This is a genomic window from Streptomyces mesophilus, assembly GCF_040300965.1.
Classification (GTDB): Bacteria; Actinomycetota; Actinomycetes; order Streptomycetales; family Streptomycetaceae; genus Streptomyces; species Streptomyces mesophilus_A.
On sequence record NZ_JBEPEW010000001.1, the window covers coordinates 133,757 to 158,479 of the forward strand.

A 24,723-nucleotide genomic window follows, 5' to 3' on the forward strand; every position below is an offset into this window, starting at 1 on the left:
ATACAGTCGACGAATACTGTATGAAGCTTGTTATCCCGCATCCGGTGGGTGGTGTCCAGGGGGCGTGCGGCACTTTCGAGTCAGGAGCCGAAATTGGACCTGTACGAGCACCAAGCCAGGGAACTCTTCGCGGACTACGGCGTGTTGGTGCCGAACGCGGAAGTAGCAGACACCGCCAAGGAGGCCCGCGCGAGTGCGGAACGCCTCGGCGGCAAGGTCGTCGTCAAGGCACAGGTGAAGACCGGCGGACGGGGCAAGGCGGGCGGCGTCAAGCTGGCCTCCGACGCCGCGGCGGCCGAGATCACGGCACGTCAGATCCTCGGTATGGACATCAAGGGCCACACCGTCCACAAGGTGATGCTGGCTCAGCCGGTGGACATCGAGAGCGAGTTCTACGTCAGTTACGTGCTCGACCGAGCGGCCGGGCGGTTCCTCGCCATCGCCTCCGCCGAGGGCGGCATGGACATCGAGGAGGTCGCGGCGACCCGACCCGAGGCGGTGGCCCGTATCCATATCGACCCCACCGAAGGCGTCACCGCCGAGAAGGCCGCGGAGATCGCCGCCGCGGCACAACTCCCGCCCGAGAGCGCCGACATCCTGGTCCGGCTGTGGACGGTCCTCACCAAGGAGGACGCCGTCCTCGTCGAGGTCAACCCGCTCGTCCGTACCAAGGACGGCCGGCTCATGGCCATCGACGGCAAGGTCACCCTGGACGACAACGCGCGTTTCCGGCAGGCCCGTTGGGGCGACGGCGAGAGCGCGCACGACGATCCACTGGAGGCCAAGGCCGCCGAGAAGGGCCTCAACTACGTCAAGCTCGAAGGCCAGGTCGGTGTCATCGGCAACGGCGCGGGCCTGGTCATGTCCACCCTCGACGTCGTGGCCGGCTGCGGCGCGAAGCCCGCGAACTTCCTCGACATCGGCGGCGGCGCCTCCGCCCAGGTCATGGCCGACGGGCTGTCCGTCATCCTCTCCGACCCGGAGGTGAAGTCCGTCTTCGTCAACGTCTTCGGCGGCATCACGGCCTGCGACGCGGTGGCCGACGGCATCGTCCAGGCGCTCGGCGAGGTCAACCTCACCAAGCCCCTGGTCGTACGGCTCGACGGCAACAACGCCGCGCAGGGCCGCGCCATCCTCGACGCCCATGCCCATCCGCTCGTCGAGCAGCAGCCCACGATGGACGGCGCCGCCCAGCGGGCCGCCGACCTCGCCGTCGCCAAGTAGCCGTCACCCACAGGACACAGGAGCAGACCATGGCCATCTTTCTGACCAAGGAGAGCAAGGTCCTCGTCCAGGGCATGACCGGCGCCGAGGGCATGAAGCACACCCGCCGTATGATCGCGGCCGGCACGAACGTCGTCGGCGGCGTCAACCCCCGCAAGGCCGGGCAGACGGTCGACTTCGACGACCGCGCCGTGCCGGTGTTCGGCGGGGTGCGCGAGGCGATGGACGCGACCGGCGCGGATGTCACGATCGTCTTCGTGCCGCCCACGTTCTGCAAGGCGGCCGTCATCGAGGCCGCCGACGCCGGGATCGATCTCGCCGTGGTGATCACCGAGGGCATCCCCGTACACGACTCGGTCACCTTCGTCGCGTACGCGAAAGAGCGCGGCACCCGCATCGTCGGCCCCAACTGCCCCGGCCTGATCACCCCCGGCCAGTCCAACGCGGGCATCATCCCGTCCGACATCACCAAGCCCGGCCGGATCGGCCTGGTCTCCAAGTCCGGCACACTCACGTACCAACTCATGTACGAGCTGCGGGACATCGGCTTCTCCACCTGTGTGGGCATCGGCGGCGACCCCGTCATCGGCACCACGCACATCGACTGCCTGGAGGCCTTCCAGGCGGACCCCGACACCGAACTCATCGTGCTCATCGGGGAGATCGGCGGCGACGCGGAGGAGCGCGCGGCCGCGTACATACGCGAGCACGTCACCAAGCCCGTCGTCGGATACGTAGCCGGCTTCACCGCGCCCGAAGGCAAGACCATGGGCCACGCCGGCGCCATCGTCTCCGGCTCGTCCGGGACGGCGAAGGCCAAGCAGGAAGCGCTCGAAGCCGTAGGAGTACGGGTGGGATCCACCCCGTCCGAGACGGCGCGCCTGGTCCTGGAAGCCCTCGACACCGAGCGCTGACCCGGACCCCGGCCGCGGGCCACCTGGGACCGTCCCAAGTGGCCCCGGCCACAGCCGAGTTGCCGTACTACGCCCTACCGTCTGGTAGCGAGCGCCATAACCCCGCCCCGACTGTGCACCGTGAGCGGAGACCCTTCATGGCAACAACCCTCAACACCTCCGACACCCTCGCCCTCAAGCCAGGGACTTCATGGAGCGACGCCTGGCAGCGCTGCCTCGCCGTCGCCCCCGAGGCCTTCCAGGACGACCGCGTCCGCAATCTGTGGAACGGCACCTGGCAGGCCGACGGCCGCGCCCTGCCGGCCACCAGCCCCGTCGACGGCAGCCCGATCGCCGGACCGCCGCGCCTCGACTCCGAGACCGCGCGGGCCGCGGTCCGCGCCTCCCTCGACCAGCACCGCGCCTGGCGCCACGTGCCGCTCGAGGAGCGCCGGGCCAAGGTCGCCGCGACCCTCGACGCCCTCACCGAACACCGCGAACTGCTCGCGCTGCTCCTCGTCTGGGAGATCGGCAAGCCCTGGCGCCTGGCCCAGGCCGACGTCGACCGTGCGATCGACGGCGTGCGCTGGTACGTGGACGGCATCGAGCCCATGCTCGAAGGCCGCTCCCCGCTCGACGGCCCGGTGTCCAACATCGCGAGCTGGAACTACCCGATGTCCGTCCTGGTCCACGCGATGCTGGTGCAGGCCCTTGCCGGCAACGCGGTGATCGCCAAGGCCCCGACCGACGGCGGCGTCGCCTGCCTCACTCTTGCCAGCGCCCTCGCCGTACGCGAAGGCATCCCCGTCACGCTCGTCAGCGGCAGCGGCGGCGAACTCTCCGAGGCCCTCGTCCGCTCCCCGGAGATCGGCTGCGTCTCCTTCGTCGGCGGCCGCGACACGGGAGCGGCGGTGGCCACGGCCGTCGCCGACCTCGGCAAGCGCCACAACCTCGAACAGGAGGGCCTGAACACCTGGGGCATCTGGAACTTCTCCGACTGGCCCTCCCTTTCCGCCGTCATCCCCAAGCTCTTCGACTACGGAAAGCAGCGCTGCACCGCGTACCCGCGCTTCGTCGTGCAGCGCTCCCTGTTCGACCAGTTCCTCGACGCGTACCTCCCGGCCGTACGGGACATCCGCATCGGCCACCCGCTGGCCGTCGCCGACCCGTCCGACCCGCTGCCGTCCCTGGACTTCGGCCCGCTCATCAACGCGGCCAAGGCCAAGGAACTGGCCGACCAGGTGGCCGAGGCGATCGACCGCGGCGCCGTGCCCCTGCACCGGGCCTCACTCGCGGACGGCCACTTCCTGCCCGGCCAGGACACCTCGGCGTATCTGACCCCCGTCACGCTCCTCAACCCGCCGCCCTCCTCACCGCTGCACCACGCGGAACCCTTCGGCCCGGTCGACACGATCGTCCTGGTCGACACGGAGGCGGAGCTGCTCGCCGCGATGAACGCCTCGAACGGCGCGCTCGTGGCCACCCTGTCCACCGACGACAAGTCGACCTACGAGCGGCTTGCCCCGCAGATCCGCGCCTTCAAGGTCGGCCACGGCAAGCCCCGCTCACGCGGCGACCGCGAAGAGCTCTTCGGCGGCTTCGGTGCCTCCTGGCGCGGCGCCTTCGTCGGCGGCGAACTGCTCGTCCGCTCGGTCACACATGGCCCGGCGGGGGAGCGGACCCCCGGCAACTTCCCGGACTACCACCTGATGCCGTAGCGGCACATCGTCGGGCGTTCGCTCCTCAGCCGATCCCTTGGTCTCCTCAGCTGGTCTGCTCAGCCGATCCCTTGGTGATCCGGATGAAGGGCGAACGCCCGGTCCGCGGCCTGTGGCACCGCGGCCTCCACCGCCTCCACGAGCAGCGCCCGGTGCCGCAGCAACGGCCGGCTGCGACCGGCGGGCGCGAGCAGCAGCAGGTCGTCGAGGCCGGCGATCATCCGTCGAGTGACCTGGGGCTGGTCCGGTGCATGCAGACGGATCTCCGCGAACCCCAGATCGACCAACTCGTCCCAGCCGGGCACCGGTTGGATCAGTCGCACCCGTCCGCGCCGGTCGCAGTGCCGCACGGCCTCCAACGGTTTGTCGACCAGCGCGGCCAGGAACTGGACGATCCGGTCCAGGGCCTGGACAGCCGTCGTCGGATCGTTCACCGCGGGCGACAGCGCGCGCAGCGCGATGTCCGACAGCTGCCGCAGCCCGAACCCCAGATCCTGATGGAAGGTCCGCTCGACGCCGACCGACACGGTGTACGCGAGTGCCCGGCGCGAAGGCGCCGCCCCGCCGTGCACCGCGAGCACCGGAGTCCCGGGCACGACGAAATCCCCGATCCGCGGAATCAGCCGCAGCGTGGTGCCCTGCTTGCGAGCCGCCCGCACCAGCCGCGCGATATGCACGTCCCGCAGCACGCCGGCCCGCCCGTGATGCGCGATCCGCGCGGTCTCGACCGCCGGCTCCCAGCCTGCTGACCGAGCCGAGGGCTGCTTGTCCACCACCCGGAACGCCTCGCGCGTGATCCGGTCGATCACGAAGCCGACCCGCATCATCCGCAGCGTCCCGTTCACGTAGCCGATGAACAGGAACAGACTCAGCCCCACCATCACCAGCGCGAGCACGGCCTGGACCATGGGCACGCTGTCCACGGCGCGCGGGTCGGGCTCCCCGTCGTACGACATGAGCACGAGCAGCGAGAGCAGAAACGTCGCCAGAAAGACGGTGAAGGTCAGCTTGGCGATCCGGGACCGCACGAAGATCCGCACCACCCGCGGACTGAACTGCCCACTGGCCATCTGCACGGCCACGAGCGAGATGCTGAACACCACACCGATGAAGGTCATCATCGCCGAGCTGATGGCGGTGACGACGGCCTTCACGTCATCGGCGAACCCGATGGCGCGGGTGAGCGCCCGGTCGTCGTCATCGGCCCGCAGCGCTTCGAGAATCTCCTGATCGGTATACGAGGCCACCAGCCACAGCCCGAAGATCACGACGATCCCGGCCGTGGGCGCGAACCAGAAGCTGTCACGCAGATGCTCCCGCAGCGGCGACAACGGCCTCGGCAAACGCCCTGGTACGCCATCCGTGACGACACGATCACTCATGGTGAGACGGTAGATCGGCCCGGCCCCGCACCCCCGCAGCCGCCCCGAATACGCAGGTGAAAGGCACTCCGAAAGCTTGGTATTGTTGTCCATGTCGCCGCGGGGAACACCCCGTGAACGACAGACACCTTGTCCGGGTGGCGGAATGGCAGACGCGCTAGCTTGAGGTGCTAGTGCCCTTTATCGGGCGTGGGGGTTCAAGTCCCCCCTCGGACACTCGAGAGCAATGAAGCAGGCTGCGACGGAAGTCGCAGCCTGCTTTTGCGTGCGCGGAAGGGTCGCCGATTCCCCTGAGGCGCTGCCCGGTCGAGGCCGTTCACCGGTCCGTGGACGAGCCGAGCTGCTGTCTGGCCCGGAGGCGGGAATCCCGCAGGCGCTCCCGGCTGTCGTGGCGGCCGGGCCCGTCGGGGTTCCGAGGTGCCGGAACGCTGTGACGGGTGCCGTCCGACTGCGTGGGCGGGTGGGCGGTGAGGTCCAGCGCGGCCGCGAGCGCCCGCAGGTTCGGGCGCTGGAACAGCAGGAGCGGGTCCACGTCGCGGCCGAGCACGGTGCTCAGCTCCGCCCCGAATTGCAGCAGGGTGATCGAGGTGAAGCCGGCGTCGAAGAAGTTGACCGTCTCGGACACGGGGCGTCCGAGCACCGCCGCCGCGGTGTCCTGGAGCCGGTCGACGAGTGACGCCGCAGGCCCGCCGGAAGCGGCAGTGCCCGGGGCGGCCGGCTTGAGATTCGCGGACAGGGACAGGCGGTCGACGATCGTGATCGTGGCCGGCAGCGCGGGCGCGGCGAGCACTTCGGTGAGATGCGCGCGTACGGCTGCCTCCGGCGGAGGCGACTGGGGGGCCAGGGGCTGTACCCACAGCCGTAGCGCCTGGTGGTCCTCGTCGCCGACGAGTTCGGCCACCGCGTCCCCCACCCCGGGACAGCCGCGTGCCGCGGCCTCGACCTCGTCGAGCAGGACGCGGTGGGAGTTGACCAGCACCTGCCGATCGAGGCGGCCGACCAGGTGGAGCAGCCCGGTCGCGTCACGCCGGACGAGGTCGCCGGTGCGCACCAGACGCACGGAATCGGTGACGAACCGCTCGGGCGCCTCGGTGAGGTATCCGGACGCGATCCACGGCTCGCCGACCCGGAGTTCACCGCGTTCTCCGTCGGCGCACCGGTGCCCGTCCTCGGTGAGGAGCTCGACGTGTCTGCCGGGCAGCGGACGGCCGATGGGTACGTGGGAGGTGTCGGGGAGCGGGTCGTCGGGGTCGAGGCGGTGTGCGACCACCAGTTGCGGGGTCTCGACGCATCCGTAGCCGTTGACGATCACGGCCTTCGGGGCCCGTGATCTGATCAGTGCCGCTGTCGCGGTGGTGAGCGGGGCACCGCCGCAGATGACCACGCGCAGGTGGGGCAGCAGCTGGGTGTCCCGGGCCGCGCCGAGGACGAGGGCCAGCAGCGTCGGCGTCGCGCTCAGGACGCTGATCCGCCGGGTGTGCAGCCAGTGCGCCAGCCTCGTGAGGTCGGCCTGCTCGCCGGGCGAGGGCAGACACAGGCATGCGCCCGTCCGTACCGCGAGACCGATGTCGCGCAGAGCAGGGTCGTGGGCGGGTCCGCTGAGCAGGGCGATGCGGTCGTCGGCGCCGACCTCGAGCCAGCTGGCCAGGTCGGCGATCGCGGTGTCGGTGACGGGCGTCGGTATCAGGACCGGGAGCGGATCCGCGGTCGTGCCCGAGGTGAAGAGCACATGTGCCGCCGTGGGGAGGCCGGGCGCCTTCCGGACCGGCGTGGGCAGGGCTGCCGGCGGGCCGTCGTCGTCGGGGAAGGCATGGCAGGCGCGGCTGCCCAGAACCGCCGCGTCCCGGCGTGCCCGCGGCCACGCGGCATCGATCAGTACGGGGGTGACCTCGGCGCGCATGCAGGCGAGCAGCCGCTCGACGAAGAGCCGGTCCCGTCGTGCGGGCAGGGCGACGAGGTCTCCGGGGCGAGTCGTTGCGCGCACCTGCGCGGCGCGGGCGGCGACGGCACGGTCCAGCGTGTGCCGGTCGACGAGTTCGTCGCCGGTGTCGAGCGCGGGGGCGGAGGGCTGCTCGGCCGCCGTACGGGAGAGGAGTTCGGCCGTCGAGGGCGCGTGCGCGGGGGCGGCTGGTGCGGTGCTGGGTCCGCCGGTTCGCGAAGGCGGCAGAAGCTCGACCAGCGGGCGCTGTGGTTCCGTCGCGGCGGCCGAGCAGACCTGCGCCACCTGCTCGGCGAACTCGGTGAGTTCGGCGAGGTCGTGGGCTGCTGACTGCTGCGGGACGACGAAGTGCATGCGGTAGCCCGCAGCCGCGCGGGTGACGTACAGGCTGAGGTCGAACAGGGCCCACCCGGGTGCGAGGTCGTGCTCGGCGCTCGCATGGTCGCCGAACCGTGCCGGCGGAGCCGCCCCGGTGAGGTCGTTGAACCACAGGCGGATGAGCGGACTGCGGGATGCGCGCGAGAGCTGCAGACCGTCGAGGATCTCGTCGTAGGTGGGCGTCGCGTGATCGACGGCGTCGAGGAGCGTCAGCCGTGTCGCCGCGCACGCCTCGAGGACGGTGCGCCCGTCCGCGGCGGGATCGCCGGGGTCGAGGAGGAGTGTGTCGAGCAGGAAGGTGACGGTCTGCTCGTCCGCCGCCTCCGAGACCCGCACGCTCGGCACGCCGACAACACCCGGGTCGCCGCCGGATCGTGCGGCGAGAACCGTCGTGGCCACGGTCAGGAAGAAGACGGCAGGCGTGAGTCCGGCGCCGCGCAGCATCGAGTCCACCGCTCGGCCGGCCAGGGGTGGCAGGTCGACGGTGAGAGTGGTGCCGCGGTGCCCGTCAGGACCGGATGCGAGGGGGGCGGGCGCGGCCGGGGCGGTGCGGGCGGCCAGGCGCCGGCGCCACCAGTCGAGATCGGCTCTCCACCGTGCGGAGTCGGCGAGTTCGCCTTGGCGGCGGAGGTGGGGCAGTAGCCCGGGGGCCGGGCGCGGCCACTGCGGTGCGGAGCCGTCACGGCGGGCGGCGTAGGCGGTGGCCAGGTCGTCGAGCACGATGTCCGAGGCGCGCAGGTCGCTGATGAGGTGGTGCATCACCAAGGCGATCCAGGTGCGACCGGTGCCGGGCGACCAGATGAGTCCGCACCGCCACAGCGGTCCGGCGCCGAGAGGGATCGGCCGGTCGGCGAACCGGCGCAGTGCGGCGTCGACTTGGCCGCTCACGTCGTCGTGCGAGGAACCGCGGACGACGTCGATCATGGGGGGCACGGACACGGTCTCGTCGAGGACGATCTCGGCGCGGGCCGGTGAGGGTTCGACGACATGGCAGCGCAGGGCGTCGTGCCGGCCCGCCAGGTCCGCCAGGGCGGCACGCAGCGGCGCCGGCCGCACCTGGGCGTCGAGCGTGAGGACCCGTACGACGTTGTAGGCGGGGGAGTCCGGATGGATCCGGTGCCAGGTCCAGACCCTGCGCATCGCAGGAGAGATGGGCGCCGATACGGGGTGATGGCCGGCGGTCGTTTCCGGGGCGGGGGGACGTGGGCCGGCCGGGGCGGGTCCGTGCGCGGCCTGCTCGACCAGCGCGACGAGGTCGTTGAGCGAAGGGTTGTCCCTGATGAGGGCGGCGAGGCCGAGTGTGGCGTCGAGTTCGGTGCCGATCCGTGCGATCAGTCTGGCGGCCAGCACCGAGTGTCCGCCCGCTTCGAGGAATCCGGCCTCCGGATCCGTATCGCCGAGCAGATCGGTCCAGATGGCGTGCACTTGACGGGCGAGACCGTCGTGGGGGCCGGTCATCGGCGCTCTTCCGAAGGGGCGGCCGAATCCGCCTGGAGCACGAGCTGTGCCAGCGCGGCCCGGTCCACCTTGCCGTTCGCGGTGAGTGGGAGGGCGTCCAGGCGGTCGAGATGGCTCGGGATCATGTACGGCGGAAGACGGGATGCCAGCAGCTCACGCATCTCCGCGGCGGCCGTCCCCTCTCCGCGGCAGGTGTAGAAGCCGGCGAGCGTCCGATTCCCCGCGCGGTCGCAGGTGACGACGGCGGCCGACCGGATGTTCTGCGCACTGGCCATCACGGCCTCGATCTCCTCGAGTTCGACGCGGTATCCGCGGACCTTCACCTGGTGGTCGATCCGGCCCAGCAGCTGCATCTGCCCGTCCGCCCTCAACCGGCCGCGGTCCCCGCTGGCGTACATACGCTGCCCTGGCCGGAACGGATCGGGGACGAAGCTCCGCGCGGTCTGTGCGGGGTCGCCGTGGTAGCCGAGGGCGAGGGAGTCCCCGGCCGTGTAGATCTGGCCGGCCTCACCGGGGGCGGCGGGCTGCCGCTGTTCGTCCAGGATGTAGTAGTGGGAGCCCTTCAGCGGGCGTCCGTAGGGAATGCTCGGCCACTGCGGGTCCACGGTGTCGATCTCGTAGAAGCACGACCAGACGGCAGTCTCGGTGGCGCCGCCCAGATTGACGATCCGGACCTTGGGAAAGACCTCACGGGTTTCGTCCGGCATGGAAAGCGGGATCCAGTCGCCGGCGAGCAACATCAGGCGCAGCGACGTGCGTTGCCGAGGGGGCGCGTCGCCGCCGGTGAGGAACGGCAGGAGCCAGGCGAACATCGAGGGTGCCGAGTTCCACAGGGTGATCTCCTCGTCGAGCAGTACCCGTGCGAGCTCACGGGGTTCGGCGAGTTCGGTGTCGTCGGCGATGCGCAGGGCGCCTCCGGCCGACAGCACCCCGAAGACATCGAATATGGAGAGGTCGAAGCAGAACGACGTCACCTGCAGAAGTCTGTCGTCGGCATGGACAGCGAACTGTTCGGCAGAAGCCGACAGCGTATTCATCAGTGCGCTGTTGCTGACCGCGACACCTTTGGGGCGGCCGGTGGAGCCCGAGGTGTAGATCACGTAGGCGACGTCACCCGGCCCGGCCGAGACGGGCGGCGGGGAATCGGGCTGCCGGGCGATGTGCCACCGGGTGTGGATGCGCTGGGCGCACCCGCCTGTCGAGTCCGGCGGAAGGTCCGTACGGCGCAGCACGGTCGTCCGCCCACCCGGCGTCGGTGGCTGCAACGACCAGGCCTGGTCCGGTGCTTGCACGAGGGGACCCGGGAGGAGTACGGCACCGCCGGGCCGCACGACCGTCGCGAGGGAACTCAGCGCGGCCGGGGAGGGTGCCGCGGTCAGGACGGCCAAGTCGACGGTTGTGGACAGGAGTTCATCGAGGCGTTCGGGGTCGCCGGCGACCAGATCGGCGAACACGCCGTGGTCCTCGGCCCACTCGGCTGCCTTGCGCAGCGCGTCGTCGTCCGCGTCGACGGCGGTGAACAGGTCCACATGGGGTCCGACAAGCTTCAGGAGCTCGCCCTGCCCCAGACCGATCTGCAGTACGGTGCGGGCCTGTTCGGCGAGGACGCGGTCGGCGATCTCCGCGAAGTCGCTTGCGGTGGCGCCTTGTTCAGCGGCCGGCAGGGCGGGCCGCGGCTGCGCGGGGCGTTCTGTGTGGACATCGAGGAGCACGATCTCGTCGAGATCGGGACAGACGGCCGTCAGTTGCTCGAACAAGGCCAGGTCCTCGGCGAAACCGAGAAGGCAGCGGACCCGTGTCGAGCGCAGTACGTACGCCGTCCGTTCGAGCGGCCACTTGTCGCTGATGGGCACGAACGCGGCCCCCGCCAGCGCGGTGCCGAGTATCGCGACGACGGAGCCCGGGGTACGGCGTCCGATGAAGGCCACATGGTGTCCGGCTTCGATACGGCGCTCGTGCAGGAGCCGGGCGACCTGAGCCGAGAGCTTCAGGAGCTCCTGGTAGGTGTGGACGACGCGGTCCGCTTCCACGACGGCCGGTGCGTCCGGCGTCCGCCGCGCCGCACGCGCCACGAGGCTCACCGCGGTGACCTCGTCCGTGGAGTCCTCCACGTCGGGCGGGCGGGCCGAGATCGCCCGACCTGCCGGCGCCGCGTGCGCGGGTCGGGCGGCCGTGATGTGCGCTACCCCTGCCGCCACCGCTGCGCCGAACGCCGCCTCCTCCTCGTGCAGCGCCAGATGGGAGCCCTCGACGCGGCGGTGCAGCGGCTGCGCGCAGACGTCGTCCCAGGCCCGGAGCGTCGGCTCGGGTACCAGCCAGTCGGAGTCGAAGCCGACGACACAGCTGGGCACGGAAAGCGGGGGACGTGGCCGGTAGCGGTAGCTCTGCACCACCGAGAAGTCGGCGTGCAGTGGTTTGGCGAAGAGTTCGGCCATACCCGGGACTTCGAGCATCTCCGGGGCGGCGAGCCCCATCTCGACGGCCGCGCCGAGGAATTCCCTGCCGGGGGGATGCGTCGTGACCGACGGGTGCCCGATCCCGGTCTGGGGAGCGCGAGTTCCGCACACGACGAGGCCCATCGGCGGAGTTCCCGCGTCGGTGAGTCGTGCGGCCGCTTCGTAGGCGAGCCACCCGCCCATGCTGTACCCCAGGAGCACGATCCGTTCCACCGGGAGTGCTTCCACCGCCTCGAGCAGCCCGGAGACGACGTCGTCCGCATCGCTCAGGCAGGGGTCGGACAGCCGGGGGCCGTGTCCTGGCAGGTCGACGAGGACCAGCACGCTGTCGCCGGGCAGGTGCTGGTGCAACGGCCGGAACGCGCGGCCCGAGCCGCCGGCGTACGGCAGCGCGATCACGACGGGACCTTCCCCGTCCGGATTGATCACGTCGCTGAACCAGGACGACGAGAATGCGGTCATACGGATGCCCTCCGATCTCGCGTGGTCAGCGGGGACCGGGTCTGGGCGTCGTCGTGGACGACGACGCGCAGTTCGCTGGTGTGGGGTCGGCCGTCGGGCCCGGCGAGCCACAGCTCGTCCGGGGCAGGCAGCATCTCGGTGAAGGTGACCGCGGTGGCGGCGTCGGAGGCGACGCTCCGGCGCAGACCTCGCGCGAGATTACGCAGGGACAGCGGCGCGTCCTGGTCGACGAGGTAGGGCTTCGGCTGGTCCGGGGTCCGGGCGAACAGCCAGCGCGGCATGCCGAGTTCCCGCAGCCGACCGCGCAGCGCGCGATGGCGGTAGTCGTTGTCGACGGTGTAGGGGAGTTCCGAAGCCGGCACGTGCCAGGTCTCCCGCGCGATGACCACATCGTCGAGCAGCAGCCGGGGCTGGTGGGCGGCGCGGGGCCGGATGCCGAACCGGTCGGCCACGACCGCGGTGAGGAATTCGCCGATCACCTCGGTGAGCGGTGCCTGCCAGTCGCCGTCGGCGGAGCGGACGAGGAGCCTGCCGCCGTCGTCCCGGTCGACGAGCAGGGCGGCACCGGGCAGCGCCGTCCTGCCCGAGGGATGGCCCTCGTCCGCGGCCCAGGACCAGTACTGGTAGAGCTCGGGAAGGTCGAGGGCGAGGGGCGGGTAGGTGCGCGAGGTGACCGCCGGGGACGCGGCCGGGTAGACGGGCACGAACCGGCCGTCCGGGAAATCGGCCGCGGTCGCCGCACGCAGCTCCGCACGGTCGTCCGCCTGGGTGGCGAAGGCGCGGTTCTCCAACGTGTTGACGGCGAGGTGCAGTTCGCCGAGCACCCACTGCGGGCGGCGGCCGGGGAGGGCGCGGAGCATCAGGTCCGGACTGTGCTGCCGGGCGGCACGCCAGCCGACCTCGCCGGCAGGGAACAGCCGACGCACCAGCGGGGCCATCGCCGCGGTGCTGAGCCGGACCGAGGACGCCGAGGATTCGGCTGCCGTGGCGAGCAGTTCGGCCCAGCGCGCCTGAAAGTCGGCGGTGACGCGCGAGACGGCGGTGCCGGGCTGTCCACTGAGGATGTCGCCGGAGGCCATCACCAGATCGCACAGGGCCACCGGCCGTCCCGAGGCGGCGCGCAGGGACTCCGCACGTGCGGCGAGGTCCCGCTCGAGCTCCGCTCCGTTCTCGCACACGAGCCAGCGGGCGGTGTCCAGGAGGAGCCCGAGCGGGGCACGGAGATCGTCGATCAGGTCGGTGCCGATATCGACGTCGAGGTCCCGCCGGCAGTCCTCGTACACGATGCAACGTCCCAAGTCGCGATCGGGTTTGGCGCGTTGCTCACCGACTCCGGTCAGGGACCGGAACTCCGTGCCCAGCCGGTCCAGGGCGCCGCGCAGCGCCACAGGGTCGCCGGCCGCGTCCGCGACCGTGCCGACGGCCTCGTCCAGCTGGTCGAGTTCGGCCAGCAGTCCGCGGCGCAGCTTCTCGTCCGGGATCTGCGCGAGATGTGCGCGCAGCACGTCCTCGGGCCGGTCGGTGACCGGGATGGGCAACCCGATGAGGACCGCTCCGGTTGCCGCGAGCCGCTCCAGCGCCTGCTCGGCGGCGGGCGCCGTACCGGGAGGCCCGTACGCGCCGAGCAGCTCACCCACTCTGCGCGGCCGATCGAGGAGAGCTGCCAACGCGGCCTCGTCGGCGTCGAGGGGCTGCGGGCGGCGTCGTGGCCGGCGCAGCACTCCGCCGTCGAAGGAGCATGCCGGGTGGCGGCGCGCGATCAGGTGGGTGTGGAGGGCCGGCCGAGCGGCGAAGGTGCGGGCGATCGCGTCCACGGCCCAGTGCTCGCGGAAGACGGTGCGGCTGCGCAGGCCCGCACTGCCGCGCGTACGGACGCCGGGGTGGTCGTCGCCGAACCGTGCCCAGGCGACGGGGCCGAAGAAGCCGATCGTCTCGTTCTTCGCGCAGTAGCGCTGCGCGAGGAAGGCGACGAGCGCTTCGCGCTGGTCCCTGCGCGAGAGCTGTCCGTCTTTGTCCGCGGTGAGTTGGGCGGCGTAGCGGCCCAGCCAGTTCCGTATGAGCGCCGGATTCTGCCAGGTGACGGCCTCGAGGAAGGCGGGTTGTGTGACGACGGAGCGTACGGCCGCCGCGGAGGTCTCGCGGCTGCGGGCGTCGGAGTCGTCGTCCGCACAGGAAGGCACCGCGAACGTGTCGAGCCACGAGAACGGCATGCCCGCGCTGCGCAGGGCGGCCAGCCGCCACAGCGACCAGTCGTCGTGCAGCGGGAGACGATGCGCGGGACCGGTCGCGGCCTCGGGGGCGGCGGAGGTGTGCTGGGCGACCGTCATCGCCGCACCCGCTGGTCGATGACCTCGGAGAGTTCGGCCAAGGTGGGGGCCTCGAAGAGGAATCCGACGGTCAGCTCGATGGCGAACAGCTCCCTGATCTGAGCCATCAGATCGATCGCGGTCAGCGAGTCGCCCCCCAGGTCGAAGAAGTCGTCGTCGGGTTCGATCCGGTCGTGCCCCAGTGTGAGCACCCACAGGTCGCGTAGTCGGTCCGAGGTCGAGGCGGGCGTATCCGCCGGGGAATCAACGGCCGGTGCCGCAGGCTCCGTCGGTGCGTCTGCGCGTTCAACTCCCGGTAGTGGCAAGGGAGTCTCGATACGAGGGGATGGGGATGCGGGTGGCCCGGAGGCGGGGTGCGCGGTGGACGGCACCGGCACCGGCAGGCCGTCGCGGTGCGGGCGGACCAGCACCTGATCGGGGGTGTCGCAGGAGAGCAGACTCATCAGGATGCCGGTTCCGACGGAGGGGGCGATGCCCATGCGGTCCTCGGTGTCATCGCTCTGTTTCTCGAGTTCGGCGGCCAACGCGGTCCGGTCCGCCTTCCGCATCGTGAAGCCTTCGACGGCGACGAGTACGCGACCGTCGGAGCCGATCACGTCGATGTCCGCCACGAGTTGTCCCGGGCGGGTCTCCTTCTTGCGGATGTGGACGGCGAGCTCGTCCTGGAGCGGCGCGAAGACCGTGAGCCCTCGGTAGAGGAAGGGCAGATACGCCTCGTCGGCGCGTTCCTCGGGGCCGGGTCCCGGGCTCCCCCGGAGCGCGGAGGTCGCCACGTCCAGGAGGGCCGGGTGCAGCGGGTGCGTGCGGAGATCGTCGCTGAACTGCGAAGGGAGGCGCAGCTCGACCAGCCTCTCGTCCGCGCTGTCCCGCACCTCCAGGACCGAGCTCCAGCGCGGTCCGAGCGTGAACGCCCCGGCCGTGGAACCGGACGTCGGACGAGTGCCCTCGCGCAGTGCCGCGAGATCACGGGCGGGTGCCTCCATGCGCCGTCGTTCGATCCGTCCGGTGGCGTGCGTGACCCACCGCGCGGTCGTGTCGTACGCGGGCTGGGACCGGACCTCGAAACGATGCCGGTCGCCGTCGGGGACGAACACGATGGTGACGCGCCTCGCCCGACGCGCGGTCAGGGGCGCGACGAAAGCCACGTCGGAGAGCACGAGCGCGTGATCGGCGGCCGTGGGCACGGTGTGGTCGTATGCGCGCGTGACCAGATCCAGATGCGCGGTGCCGGGGAGGACGGGGGTGCCGTCGAGCCGGTGCTCGTCAAGGGTCCAGGTGTCCGCGGCGTCGAGTCCGGTCGTCCAGTGCAGTTCACCCGCGAAGGACGCACCGTCGGGCCGGCTGGCCATGCCGATGCCGGTCCAGCTCGGGTAGTTGATGCTCAGCACCCGGTGGGCGGGGAACAGGTCGGGACGCGTGCACAGGTCCATGACCCCGTTCGCCGCGGCGTAGTCCCCGCCGCCGATCAGGCCGTCGACAGCGGCACGGCTCGAGAACAGCACCACCCAGTCGAGTACGGGCCGGCCGGCGAGCGCTTCGGCGAGGGCGAGGGTCCCGTGCACCTTGGGGCGCAGCACCTCGGCGGCTTGCGCCGGGTCACGGGCCTGCAGGATCCCGTTGCCCGCGACGCCCGCGAGATGCAGCACTCCCTGGACCGGCCCGAAGGCGGCCGCCACGATGTCGAGGGCGCGCCGCACCTGCCGCGGGTCGCCCACGTCGCAGGCGAGGAGGCGGATCTCCGCCCCCAGCGCGGTGGCGTCCCGGACAGCGGCCGTCACCTCGGACGACCAGGCGTCGATGGGCTCTTGGGCGGCGGGAAGGGTGCGGCCGAGCAGCGCGATACGGGGCCGGATGCCCGTGGCGGCGATGCTGCGCATGAGGGCGAGGCCGAGCGCGCCCATCCCTCCGGTGATGACGTACACACCACCGGAGCGAAGGGCCGAGGTGCGGTCGGGCGTGACGCGCAGCGGCAGCTCCCGGCGCACCCAGCGCTGACGCCCGCGCAGCGCGACGACGAGGTCTTCGTCGGCCCGGCAGAGTTCGTCCCGCAGCCCGCCGACGGGAGTGTTGGGGGAGAAGTCGATGACCTTGCAACGCTGCCGCGGAAGCTCGGCGGCCAGCGTGCGGACGAGCCCGTGGACGCTCGCCTTCACCGGGTCGACCGGGTCGGCACCTGAGACGTCGACGGCGCCCGAGGTCAGCGCGATGAGTTCGGGGACACGGCCCGTACCGCCGGTGCGCAGCCCGCGCTGTACCAGCGCGAGTGCGCTGAAGAAGCTGTCGTCCAGCTGCTGTTGGACGTTGGCCGTGGCGGCCGGCGGCCAGGGAGCCGCGGCGATGGCATGCACCAGGAGGTCGGCCTCGGTCCCGCGGTGGGCGAGTGCGTCGAAGACCTGCCGGGTGTCGGCGGCGACACCGGGCCGGATGCCGAACTCGTCGCCGTCGTCGCGGTAGGCGTCGGCCGGGCGGATGCGGATCGTCCGCATCCCTGCGCGTTCGAGCGCGGCCACCACGTGGTCGGCACGGTCCTCGGCGGCGGGCAGGAAGACGACGGCTGTGGACCCTTCCCGGGTGAGATTCGGCGGGGTCACAGCGGAGGAAGTCCAGTGCAGGGACGAGAACAGGCCCGGCTGGCCGTCCTCCTGGGCGATAGCCGACGGCGCCGGCTGTCGCGCCGTGGACGCTTCGGCGGTCTCTTCCGGCGCGGTCCCGGCGGGGGCGGGAGCCGCCTGCGGCGCGTCGACCCAGTACCGCTTGCGCTGGTACGGATAGCCGGGGAGCGGGATCCGACGGCGCAGCGGAGCCTGCCCGACGGCCTCCCAGGAGACGTCGCCGCCGGCCGTCCACAGGTGTGCCGCGGCGGTCAGTACGGAGGCCATGTCCTGTTCGGCACGGTCGCCGGCGGCCGTCCCGCCGCGTCGCGGCAGCGTCGGCGCCACCGTGATGGACGCCTCTCGGACCCGCTCGTGGCGGCGGGCCAGATCGGTGAGCACCTGCCCGGGACCGACCTCGAGCAGCACATTGGGACCGGTCCCGACCAGTGTGTCGAGCGCCGTGGCGAACTGCACGGGCTCCACGAGCTGACTGACCCAGAAGGCCGGGTCGACCGCCTCGTCGGCGGAGACGATGCGCCCTGTGGCCGCCGAGTACACAGGCAGGGCCGGTGGCGCCAAGTCCACGCCGGTGAAGACCTTTTCGAAGGAGCGGGCGGCGTCCCGGAGCAGGGGTGTGTGAAAGGCACTCGACGTGGGCAGCCGGGTGCAGGCGACACCACGGGTGGCCAGCTCCTCGGCCACGTCGGCGAGGTCGTCGTCCGACCCGGCGAGGACCACCTGGTCGGCTCTGTTGATCACGGCCACGGTGACGGTCCCGGTGAGGACGTCGTGCAGCGCGTCCGTGTGGGTCGCCACAGCGAGCATGCCACCGCCCGCAGGGTGATCGCGCATCGCCCGGGCGCGGGCCAGGACGAGTGCGGCGGCAGTGTCGTGATCGAAGATTCCGGCCACGGTCGCGGCTGCCAGCTCGCCCAGGCTGTGGCCGAGGAGCGCCGCCGGACGGACTCCCGCCTCCCACCACATGTCCGCCAGGGCCAGTTCGGTGGCGAACAGGAGAGGCTGGGCGAGGGAGGTCTCCGTGATATCGAGTCCCGCGGTGCCGCGCCAGCACTCGCGCAGCGGCAGGTCAGGGGCGTCCAGCCGGTCGAGCCACTCGTCGAGTGCGCGCGTGAAACCCGGCACGCGCCGGTAAAGGCCCTGAGCCATCTCCACATGCTGGGAACCCTGGCCGGGGAACAGCAGACAGACGGACGGCGGGCTCGTCACCGGCTGCCGCGACGTGAGGACGCGACCGGTGCCGGCCGCCGTCAAGGCTGTGGCCGCGTCGTGAGCGCTGGTGCACACGGCGGCCGCCCGGACCTGATGGGTCTGCCGGCCGTGCTGCAGGGTCGCCACCGCGTCCGCGAACACCTCTTCCCCCAGTTGCAGGAAGGCATCGGCGAGAGAGGCGCGGACGGCGGGTTCGGCGTCCGCGGTGGGGCTCGACCAGACCACCGGACGCGGTTCCTCCCGGGGGAGGGTGCGCGGCAGGACAGGGGGTTCCTCCAGCACGACGTGGACGTTGGAGCCACCGATCCCCATGGAGCTGACGCCCGCGAGGCGTGGCCGCTTCGGGTCCCGCGGCCAGGCGGTGAGCCGGTCCTGCACCCGGAAGGGGGAGGACGCGAGATCGTGCCGGGGGTTGGGCGACCGGTAGTTGATGCTGGGCGGCAGCTGCTCGTGTTCCAGCGCGAGCACCGCCTTGATGAATCCCGCCAGGCCGGCCACCGGCCCCAGATGCCCGATGTTGCCCTTCACCGACCCTATGGAGCAGCTGCCCGCCGGGAGTTGCTCCTCGGCCAGGCCGGTGAAGGCCTCGGTGAGCGCGCTGATCTCGATGGGATCACCCACGACGGTGCCGGTACCGTGCGCCTCGACGTAGGAGATGTCGCCCGGCCGTACACCGGACACCGCCAGTGCTTCCCTCACCACCGCACGCTGCGCGGCCGCGTTGGGCGCGCCGAAACTGACCTTGTCGGATCCGTCGTTGTTGATCGCGCTCCCGCGGATCACGGCACGGATGTGGTCATGAGCGGCGAGCGCATCGGGAAGCCTCTTCAGTACGACCGCACATGCGCCCCCGCCGAACACGGTGCCGTCGGCTTCCGCGTCGAAAGGCCTGCAGTGGCCGCTTGGGGACTGGACCCCTCCTTGCGACCAGAGATAGCCGTGCCCGTACGGGAAGTCGATGCTGGCCCCACCGACGAGAGCGGTGTCGCAGTCGCCGGTACGCAGCGACTGGCACGCCATGTGCAGGGCGACCAGGGTGCTGGAGCAGGCCGTCTGCACGGTCACGCTGGGCCCGTGCAGATCGAGTTTGTACGAGGCCATGGTGGCGATGTAGCCGCCGAGGTTGAGGGAGGCCACCTCGGAAAGGGGAAAGCCGAGCGCGTCCTTGCGGTGGCGCAGGTGGTGCTCGTCGTAGAGCGGCGCGCCGGCCGAGGCGAAGACCGCGGTGCCGGCGCTGAGAGTGGTGGGGTCGTAGCCGGCGTTCTCCATGGCCGTGTGGGCCGCTTCGAGGAACAGCCGGATCTGCGGGTCGCAGGTCCGCGCTTCGCGCGGGGTCATGGCGAAGAGGTCGGCGTCGAAGTACTCGGCGTCCGGCGCCAGAGCGGCCGCCTTGACGTACGCGGGGTGGGTCAACAGCTCCTCGGGGACGCCATGGTCGCGCAGATGCTCGTCGCTCAGCGCCGCGACGGACTCCTTGCCCCGGACGAGGTTCAGCCAGAAGGCGTCGACGCAAGACGCGCCGGGGACCCGCGCTGCGACCCCGACCACCGCGATCTTGTCGTCATCGTCCACTGAGGCCTCCTCGATCAACGACACGCGATCTCTTGGAAGTTACGGCGAGGGTGGGGAATGGTCGTGTCGCCGAAACAGGCGACCGATCACCGTTCCCGGGTCGGTGAGGCGGGGATGAGGAGGGAGCGCAGGGGTTGCAGGCTGCATCCGCGGAAGCGCTTCGCGGGCAGGGATCCGGTACCGAAGTCGATCAGTGTGGCGCCTTCGGCGATGGCGCGGGCGATGGGTTCGTAATAGGTCAAGTTGAAGTACTGGCTGTGGTCCGGTGCGGCGTAGTCACGGCCCACCGCTCTGACCGCCCAGGTGCCGCCGCGGCGGTGCACCACCGAGAAGGCCACCGGTCCACCGGGCAGATAACCCACCAGTGCGCGCACTTCGGAGCCCGGGGTCATCGCGAGCATGGCCAGGTAGAACTCCGCCTCGAGCGGGTCCGCGGTGTCGCCATGGCGCCGTTGTGTCTGTGCCAGCAGCGGGGCGACCTCCGCCGCCACCGCGGACAGCGGCTCGTCGCGTATGACGATCCCGCTGTCCGCGAAGGCACGGCGCTCCTGGCGGACCTGCCATCGGCGCTTGCGCGGCAGTGCGGCCAGATACTCGGAGAAGTCGCTCCATGCGATCGGCAGCACGGCCTTGTCGCGTGTGGCGGCCGCGAGGGCCTCCGTCTCGAATCCCGCGAGCCAGCGGGCCTGTTCGGGGTCGAGGTCCGGGATCAGGAGCTGTGTGCAACCGCCCGCCGAGGCGACCTCTCGGGCGGCTGAGATCAACGCGCGTGCGGCGTCGGCGGCGCACGCCGGCTCGATCGGGGACTTCAGGAGCAGGTGATTGCGATAGCCGCCGGCCCCACCGGCCGAACACAGTCGGGAGCCGGTCGTAGCGGGCCCGCCCTCGAAGATGTTCTCCGGGGCGAGGGAGGCATCGAAGGGCCGCGGGAGCCGGTAGAGGGGAAGCAGGCCGAGAGCAACGCCTGACTTGCTGCGCACCACCAAGTAGGTGATACGGGCGCCACGTCGGCGCTCCACTATGTGGTGGCGTTCCAGTTCCCCCAGGACGTGGTCGGACGCCGTGATGCCGAGTTCGGCCAGGAGACCGACGGACACCCTGTCGACTTCCTCGGTCCGCATTGCCTCACCTTGTCGCCTGCGGGCCCTTGGAATCGGCCCCTGTCGTAGGGGACATCGCAGGGCGGGCGGAAGGCGAGTCACCCGAACGAGCGGCATGACGCAGGAGGCGGCGGACCCAAGACTCGCTTCACAGGTTTGCCCGTTGAGCAGCTCGGCCGAGCAGTGCATTCGGCGGGGGCTTTCGTAGCCTACGAAACACCGACTCGCCTGGAAACCATCGACCGCTCGGCGAGCGAGGCGCAGCGTGGTGGAACGGACTCATCTTGGAGGAAGGCCGATGAAGGTGCACACGCTCAGTCGTGTGGAAGCGCGGCGGATCGCGGTTCGCGCACAGCTCCTGCACGCCGAGCGGCCGACGGCGCTGACCGACACGGTCCGGCATCTGACCCTGCTGCAGCTGGATCCGACCGCGGCCATCGCGCCGGCCGCGGATCTGGTGTCGTGGAGCAGGCTCGGTGCGGCCTATGCGCCGGACCACCTGGTCCAGGCGCTCAAGGAGCGGCAACTCGTCGAGATCGGGGCGACCGTACGACCCGTCGAGGACGCGGTGCTCTTCCGGGCCGAAATGGCCGAGATGCGGAGCCGGCCGCCGGTGGCCGACTGGGAGAAGAGGTTCCACGGCTGGCTCGAGGCCAATGACGCCTGCCGCAAGGACATCCTTTCCCGGCTCGAGGCCGGTGGTCCGCTGCTCTCGCGCGATATTCCGGACACCTGCGTGCTTCCGTGGAAGTCGACCGGGTGGACGAACGACCAGAACGTGATCCGGCTGCTGGGGCTCATGGCCGACCTGGGCGAGGTGGCCATCGCGGGCCGGCAGGGCCGCAACCGGCTGTGGGACCTGGCCGACCGCGTATACCCACAGGCTCCTGTGCCGGACCCGGAGGAAGCGTTGCGGGTACGCGACGAGCGGAGGCTGCGGGCGTTGGGGATCGCGCGCACCAAGTCGACCAAGGTGCCCATCGAGCCCTATGACGTCGGGGGTGCGGGCGAGGCGGCCGTCGTGGAGGGCGTCAAGGGCGAGTGGCGCGTCGACCCGGTGTATCTGGGGCAGCCGTTCGAGGGGCGGGCCGCGCTGCTGTCCCCCTTCGACCGCCTGATCCATGACCGCAAGCGAGCGGTGGAGCTCTTCGATTTCGAGTACGGAGTCGAGATGTACAAGCCCGTGGCGAAACGCCGTTGGGGCTATTTCGCGCTCCCGATCCTGTTCCACGACCGCCTGGTGGGCAAGCTCGACGCGACCGCGGACCGCAAGAAGGGCGTCCTGCGGGTCAACGCGGTCCACGAGGACGAGACGTTCACCAAGGAGATGACGGTGGCCGTCGACGCGGAAGTGGACGCACTGGCCGCATGGCTCGAACTGGAGGTGGAGCGTTCCTGAGCGGCGCATGCGGGGCACGAAGGGAGGCGGGGCGATATGAACGGCCCACGCCAAAGGTGTGTTGACCGGACCCACCCGCACCTGTGGGCGGTGAGCGACCTCCATGTCGGACATCCGGTGAACCAGAGCGTCGTCGACGGACTGACCGCGCAGCACCCCGATGACTGGCTGCTCGTCGCCGGCGACGTGGCGGAGTCCTCGTCACGGACCCAGGAAGTGCTGGCGGATCTGCGCAGCCGCTTCGAGCGGGTCATCTGGACGCCGGGCAACCACGAACTGTGGACGCTTCCGCGCGATGAGGACCAGAGCCGGGGAGTGGCGCGGTACATGGGCTTGGTGGAAAAGTGCCGCAAAATCGATGTGCTGACGCCCGAGGACGAGTACGTCACATGGCGCGCCCCGGATCAGGAATTCGTCATCGCTCCGGTCCATCTGCTCTACGACTACTCGTTCCGTGACCCCGGTGTCGATCTCGAAGAGGCTCTGAAGGCGGCATGGGACGCGGGGCATGTCTTCAGCGACGAAATGCTGTTGCACCCTGATCCGTATCCGACCCGCCAGGAATGGTGCCACGCTCGAGTGGCGTCGACCGAGAAGCGATTGGCCGAGATCGGGGAACGCCCGATCATCGTGGTCAATCACTATCCTCTGGAGGAAGGGCCGGTACGGCGGATGTTCTCCCCGCACCTGGGCATGTGGTGCGGCACGCGACTCACTGCCGAATGGCACAAGCGCTTCGCGATCCACACCGTCGTACACGGCCATTTGCACATGCCGCGTTCGTCGATGTACGACGGTGTCGCCGTCGAAGAGGTTTCACTCGGCTATCCGCGCGAGTGGGGAAATCGGGCGACACCGTTCGCACCACGGTCAATTGCGTGTGGAGTCGGCGGGTTTGAACATCAGGACACGGAAGCCCCGTCCCGTTCCAAATGAGTTGCGGCAGGAGAAGGTGCGCGCGGAGGAGCGGTTCGCGCGGCGCTGCCGGCATCGTCGATTTCTGTCAGAGTGACGAACTTGCCGAGGAGAGCGGCGCGGGTGAGTTCGGCCTTGTTTCCCACGTCGAGTTTGACGCGAATGCGTTTCACGTAGGTATCGACGGTGTGCTGGCTGATGCCCAGCCGGGTCGCTATCTGGCCGTGCGTTCTGCCTTGGGCTATTTGGCTGAGAACCTGCTGTTCGCGGTCCGAGAGCGTGGGTTGGCCCGCCTGGAAACCGCTGTCGGCGGAATGGGGACTCACGCGCGTCACGGGAATGTGACCGGCTGATCCGGCGGCGGCGAGCTGGATGGCGCGCACGATTCCGGCCCCGGGCTCGTCCTTGCTGACGACGGCTACGGCCCCTGCGTTGAAGTAATCTTTACCGTTTGCAGAGAGGTCGTTGGTGAGGATGAGTACCGCCATCGACCGGGCGGCTTGAGTGACGGTGCCGAGGTCTGTGCCGACGACCGCGTCGGCGTCGATGACGGCCACGTCTGCGAGCCAGCATGGCTCGTCGTGAGCCGAGGTGCGGGTGGCGACAATTCTGACTCCAGCCGCTGTGAGGACCTGACTCAGGCCGAGGAGGAAACAGGGGGAGGTCACGAGCAGATCTGTACGAATCATGCGTGCCCTAAGGAAGAAGGCGGCCACTGACGGTAACGCGATCGACGGACGTCAAGTGTGCTGGGTGATGCTCGCTGCGCTCTTCGCGGCGTCAGGTTCATCCGCGAAACGGGGACTGTAACGGGGATCATGGGTACCGCTGCGCGAGCGTGTCAACCTTCAAGTCGTCCTTCGAGTCGTCAGCGATGTGACACGCGTAGCGCGCTTCACAGTGAATGCCAGAACATTCGCTGAACGCAAGCGAGTTGGGCACAGCGAAGATGCGGAACCGACCCTTCAGCTTTCCGGATAGAGGCGCCGGAGCCCTGTGGCGCACTCGTGAGGTCGGAGGTTGTCAGCTGACGGGGGAGGGGCTAGCGTCATGATGCGCTTCAGGAACAACAGTCGATCAACGACCGGGAGAGACTGTAAAGATGGCCGAAGTTTTGCTGTATCACCACATCCAAGGCTTGACCGACGGGGTCCAGGCATTCGCAGAAGATCTGCGACAGGCCGGCCACACCGTGCACACGCCGGATCTCTTCGAGGGCCGCACCTTCGGGAGCCTGCAGGAGGGGATGGAGTTCGCGCGGGAAACCGGGTTCGACACCGTCCGGGCGCGTGGTGTGGCGGCCGCCGAAAACCTCGGCCCCGATCTTGTCTACGCCGGTTTCTCGTTCGGTGTGACGATCGCTCAGAAACTCGCCCAGACGCGACCAGGCGCGCGTGGCGCACTGCTTATGCACTCCTGCATTCCCGTCACGGAGTTCGGGGATTCCTGGCCCGACGGCGTGCCCGTGCAGCTGCACGGCAAAGAGGGCGACGAGTTCTTCGACGAAGACCTGCCGGCGGCACGTGAGCTGGCCAAGTCCACATCGGCCGCGGAGCTGTTCGTGTATCCCGGAGATCAGCATCTGTTCACCGACTCTTCACTCGATGCCTTCGACGCCGAGGCGTCCGCATTGGTGAGGGAGCGAGTCCTGAAGTTCCTCGCGTCGATCTGATCCC

General features: G+C 70.4%; 13 protein-coding genes and 1 tRNA gene. 7 read left to right on the plus strand and 7 right to left on the minus strand.

Translation table 11 applies throughout. The annotated features are described in order from the left end of the window. Positions 1-93 precede the first annotated feature (93 nt). The 3 genes from sucC (at position 94) to ABT367_RS00555 (ending at position 3,835) form a co-directional block, all read left to right on the plus strand. Positions 94-1,224: an ADP-forming succinate--CoA ligase subunit beta gene (gene sucC, locus ABT367_RS00545; protein ID WP_352248017.1), complete on the plus strand. Its 1,131-nt coding sequence runs from the start codon at positions 94-96 to the stop codon at positions 1,222-1,224. A gap of 29 nt (positions 1,225-1,253) precedes the next feature. After that, entirely contained in the window at positions 1,254-2,138 is an 885-nt protein-coding gene (gene sucD, locus ABT367_RS00550; RefSeq protein WP_352248018.1) for a succinate--CoA ligase subunit alpha, read from the plus strand. Between the two features lie 137 nt (positions 2,139-2,275). Beyond that, positions 2,276-3,835 carry an aldehyde dehydrogenase family protein gene (locus ABT367_RS00555; protein WP_352248020.1) on the plus strand — a complete coding sequence of 520 codons (1,560 nt, stop codon included), beginning with the start codon at positions 2,276-2,278 and terminating at the stop codon, positions 3,833-3,835. A 59-nt stretch (positions 3,836-3,894) separates the two neighbouring features. On the opposite strand, the gene ABT367_RS00560 is transcribed toward ABT367_RS00555, so the two are convergent. Further along, positions 3,895-5,217 carry a DUF2254 domain-containing protein gene (locus tag ABT367_RS00560; RefSeq protein ID WP_352248022.1) on the minus strand — a complete coding sequence of 441 codons (1,323 nt, stop codon included), beginning with the start codon at positions 5,215-5,217 and terminating at the stop codon, positions 3,895-3,897. A 131-nt stretch (positions 5,218-5,348) separates the two neighbouring features. Between ABT367_RS00560 and ABT367_RS00565 the strand changes: the two genes are divergently transcribed. Further along, positions 5,349-5,433 (plus strand) — tRNA-Leu (locus ABT367_RS00565). Between the two features lie 100 nt (positions 5,434-5,533). On the opposite strand, the gene ABT367_RS00570 is transcribed toward ABT367_RS00565, so the two are convergent. The 5 genes from ABT367_RS00570 to ABT367_RS00590 form a co-directional block, all read right to left on the minus strand. Beyond that, the gene (locus ABT367_RS00570; RefSeq protein WP_352248024.1) at positions 5,534-8,992 is read right to left on the minus strand and encodes an AMP-binding protein; all 3,459 of its coding nucleotides are present in this window, start codon (positions 8,990-8,992) and stop codon (positions 5,534-5,536) included. After that, positions 8,989-11,910, minus strand: coding sequence for an AMP-binding protein (locus tag ABT367_RS00575; RefSeq protein WP_352248026.1), 2,922 nt, complete (start codon positions 11,908-11,910; stop codon positions 8,989-8,991). The genes ABT367_RS00570 and ABT367_RS00575 overlap by 4 nt, the downstream gene beginning before the upstream one ends. Then, positions 11,907-14,237 carry a lantibiotic dehydratase gene (locus tag ABT367_RS00580; protein WP_352248028.1) on the minus strand — a complete coding sequence of 777 codons (2,331 nt, stop codon included), beginning with the start codon at positions 14,235-14,237 and terminating at the stop codon, positions 11,907-11,909. Before ABT367_RS00580 ends, ABT367_RS00575 begins: the two co-directional genes overlap by 4 nt. Continuing rightward, a complete protein-coding gene (locus tag ABT367_RS00585; RefSeq protein ID WP_352248030.1) occupies positions 14,234-19,633 on the minus strand; it encodes a type I polyketide synthase in 5,400 nt (1,799 codons plus the stop codon). Before ABT367_RS00585 ends, ABT367_RS00580 begins: the two co-directional genes overlap by 4 nt. Before the next feature lie 86 nt (positions 19,634-19,719). Further along, positions 19,720-20,754 carry a GNAT family N-acetyltransferase gene (locus ABT367_RS00590; protein WP_352248032.1) on the minus strand — a complete coding sequence of 345 codons (1,035 nt, stop codon included), beginning with the start codon at positions 20,752-20,754 and terminating at the stop codon, positions 19,720-19,722. Between the two features lie 277 nt (positions 20,755-21,031). On the opposite strand from ABT367_RS00590, the gene ABT367_RS00595 reads away from it, so the two are divergent. Further along, complete coding sequence (locus ABT367_RS00595; RefSeq protein WP_352248034.1) at positions 21,032-22,132, plus strand: DNA glycosylase AlkZ-like family protein; 1,101 nt, start codon at positions 21,032-21,034, stop codon at positions 22,130-22,132. Between the two features lie 90 nt (positions 22,133-22,222). After that, positions 22,223-23,068: a metallophosphoesterase family protein gene (locus ABT367_RS00600; protein WP_352248035.1), complete on the plus strand. Its 846-nt coding sequence runs from the start codon at positions 22,223-22,225 to the stop codon at positions 23,066-23,068. On the opposite strand, the gene ABT367_RS00605 is transcribed toward ABT367_RS00600, so the two are convergent. Further along, the gene (locus tag ABT367_RS00605) at positions 23,035-23,604 is read right to left on the minus strand and encodes a response regulator transcription factor (protein ID WP_352248037.1); all 570 of its coding nucleotides are present in this window, start codon (positions 23,602-23,604) and stop codon (positions 23,035-23,037) included. The two genes, ABT367_RS00600 and ABT367_RS00605, sit on opposite strands and share 34 nt — an antisense overlap. Before the next feature lie 545 nt (positions 23,605-24,149). Here ABT367_RS00605 and ABT367_RS00610 point away from each other — a divergent pair. Next, a complete protein-coding gene (locus ABT367_RS00610; RefSeq protein WP_352248039.1) occupies positions 24,150-24,719 on the plus strand; it encodes a dienelactone hydrolase family protein in 570 nt (189 codons plus the stop codon). The last annotated feature ends 4 nt before the right edge of the window (positions 24,720-24,723 follow it).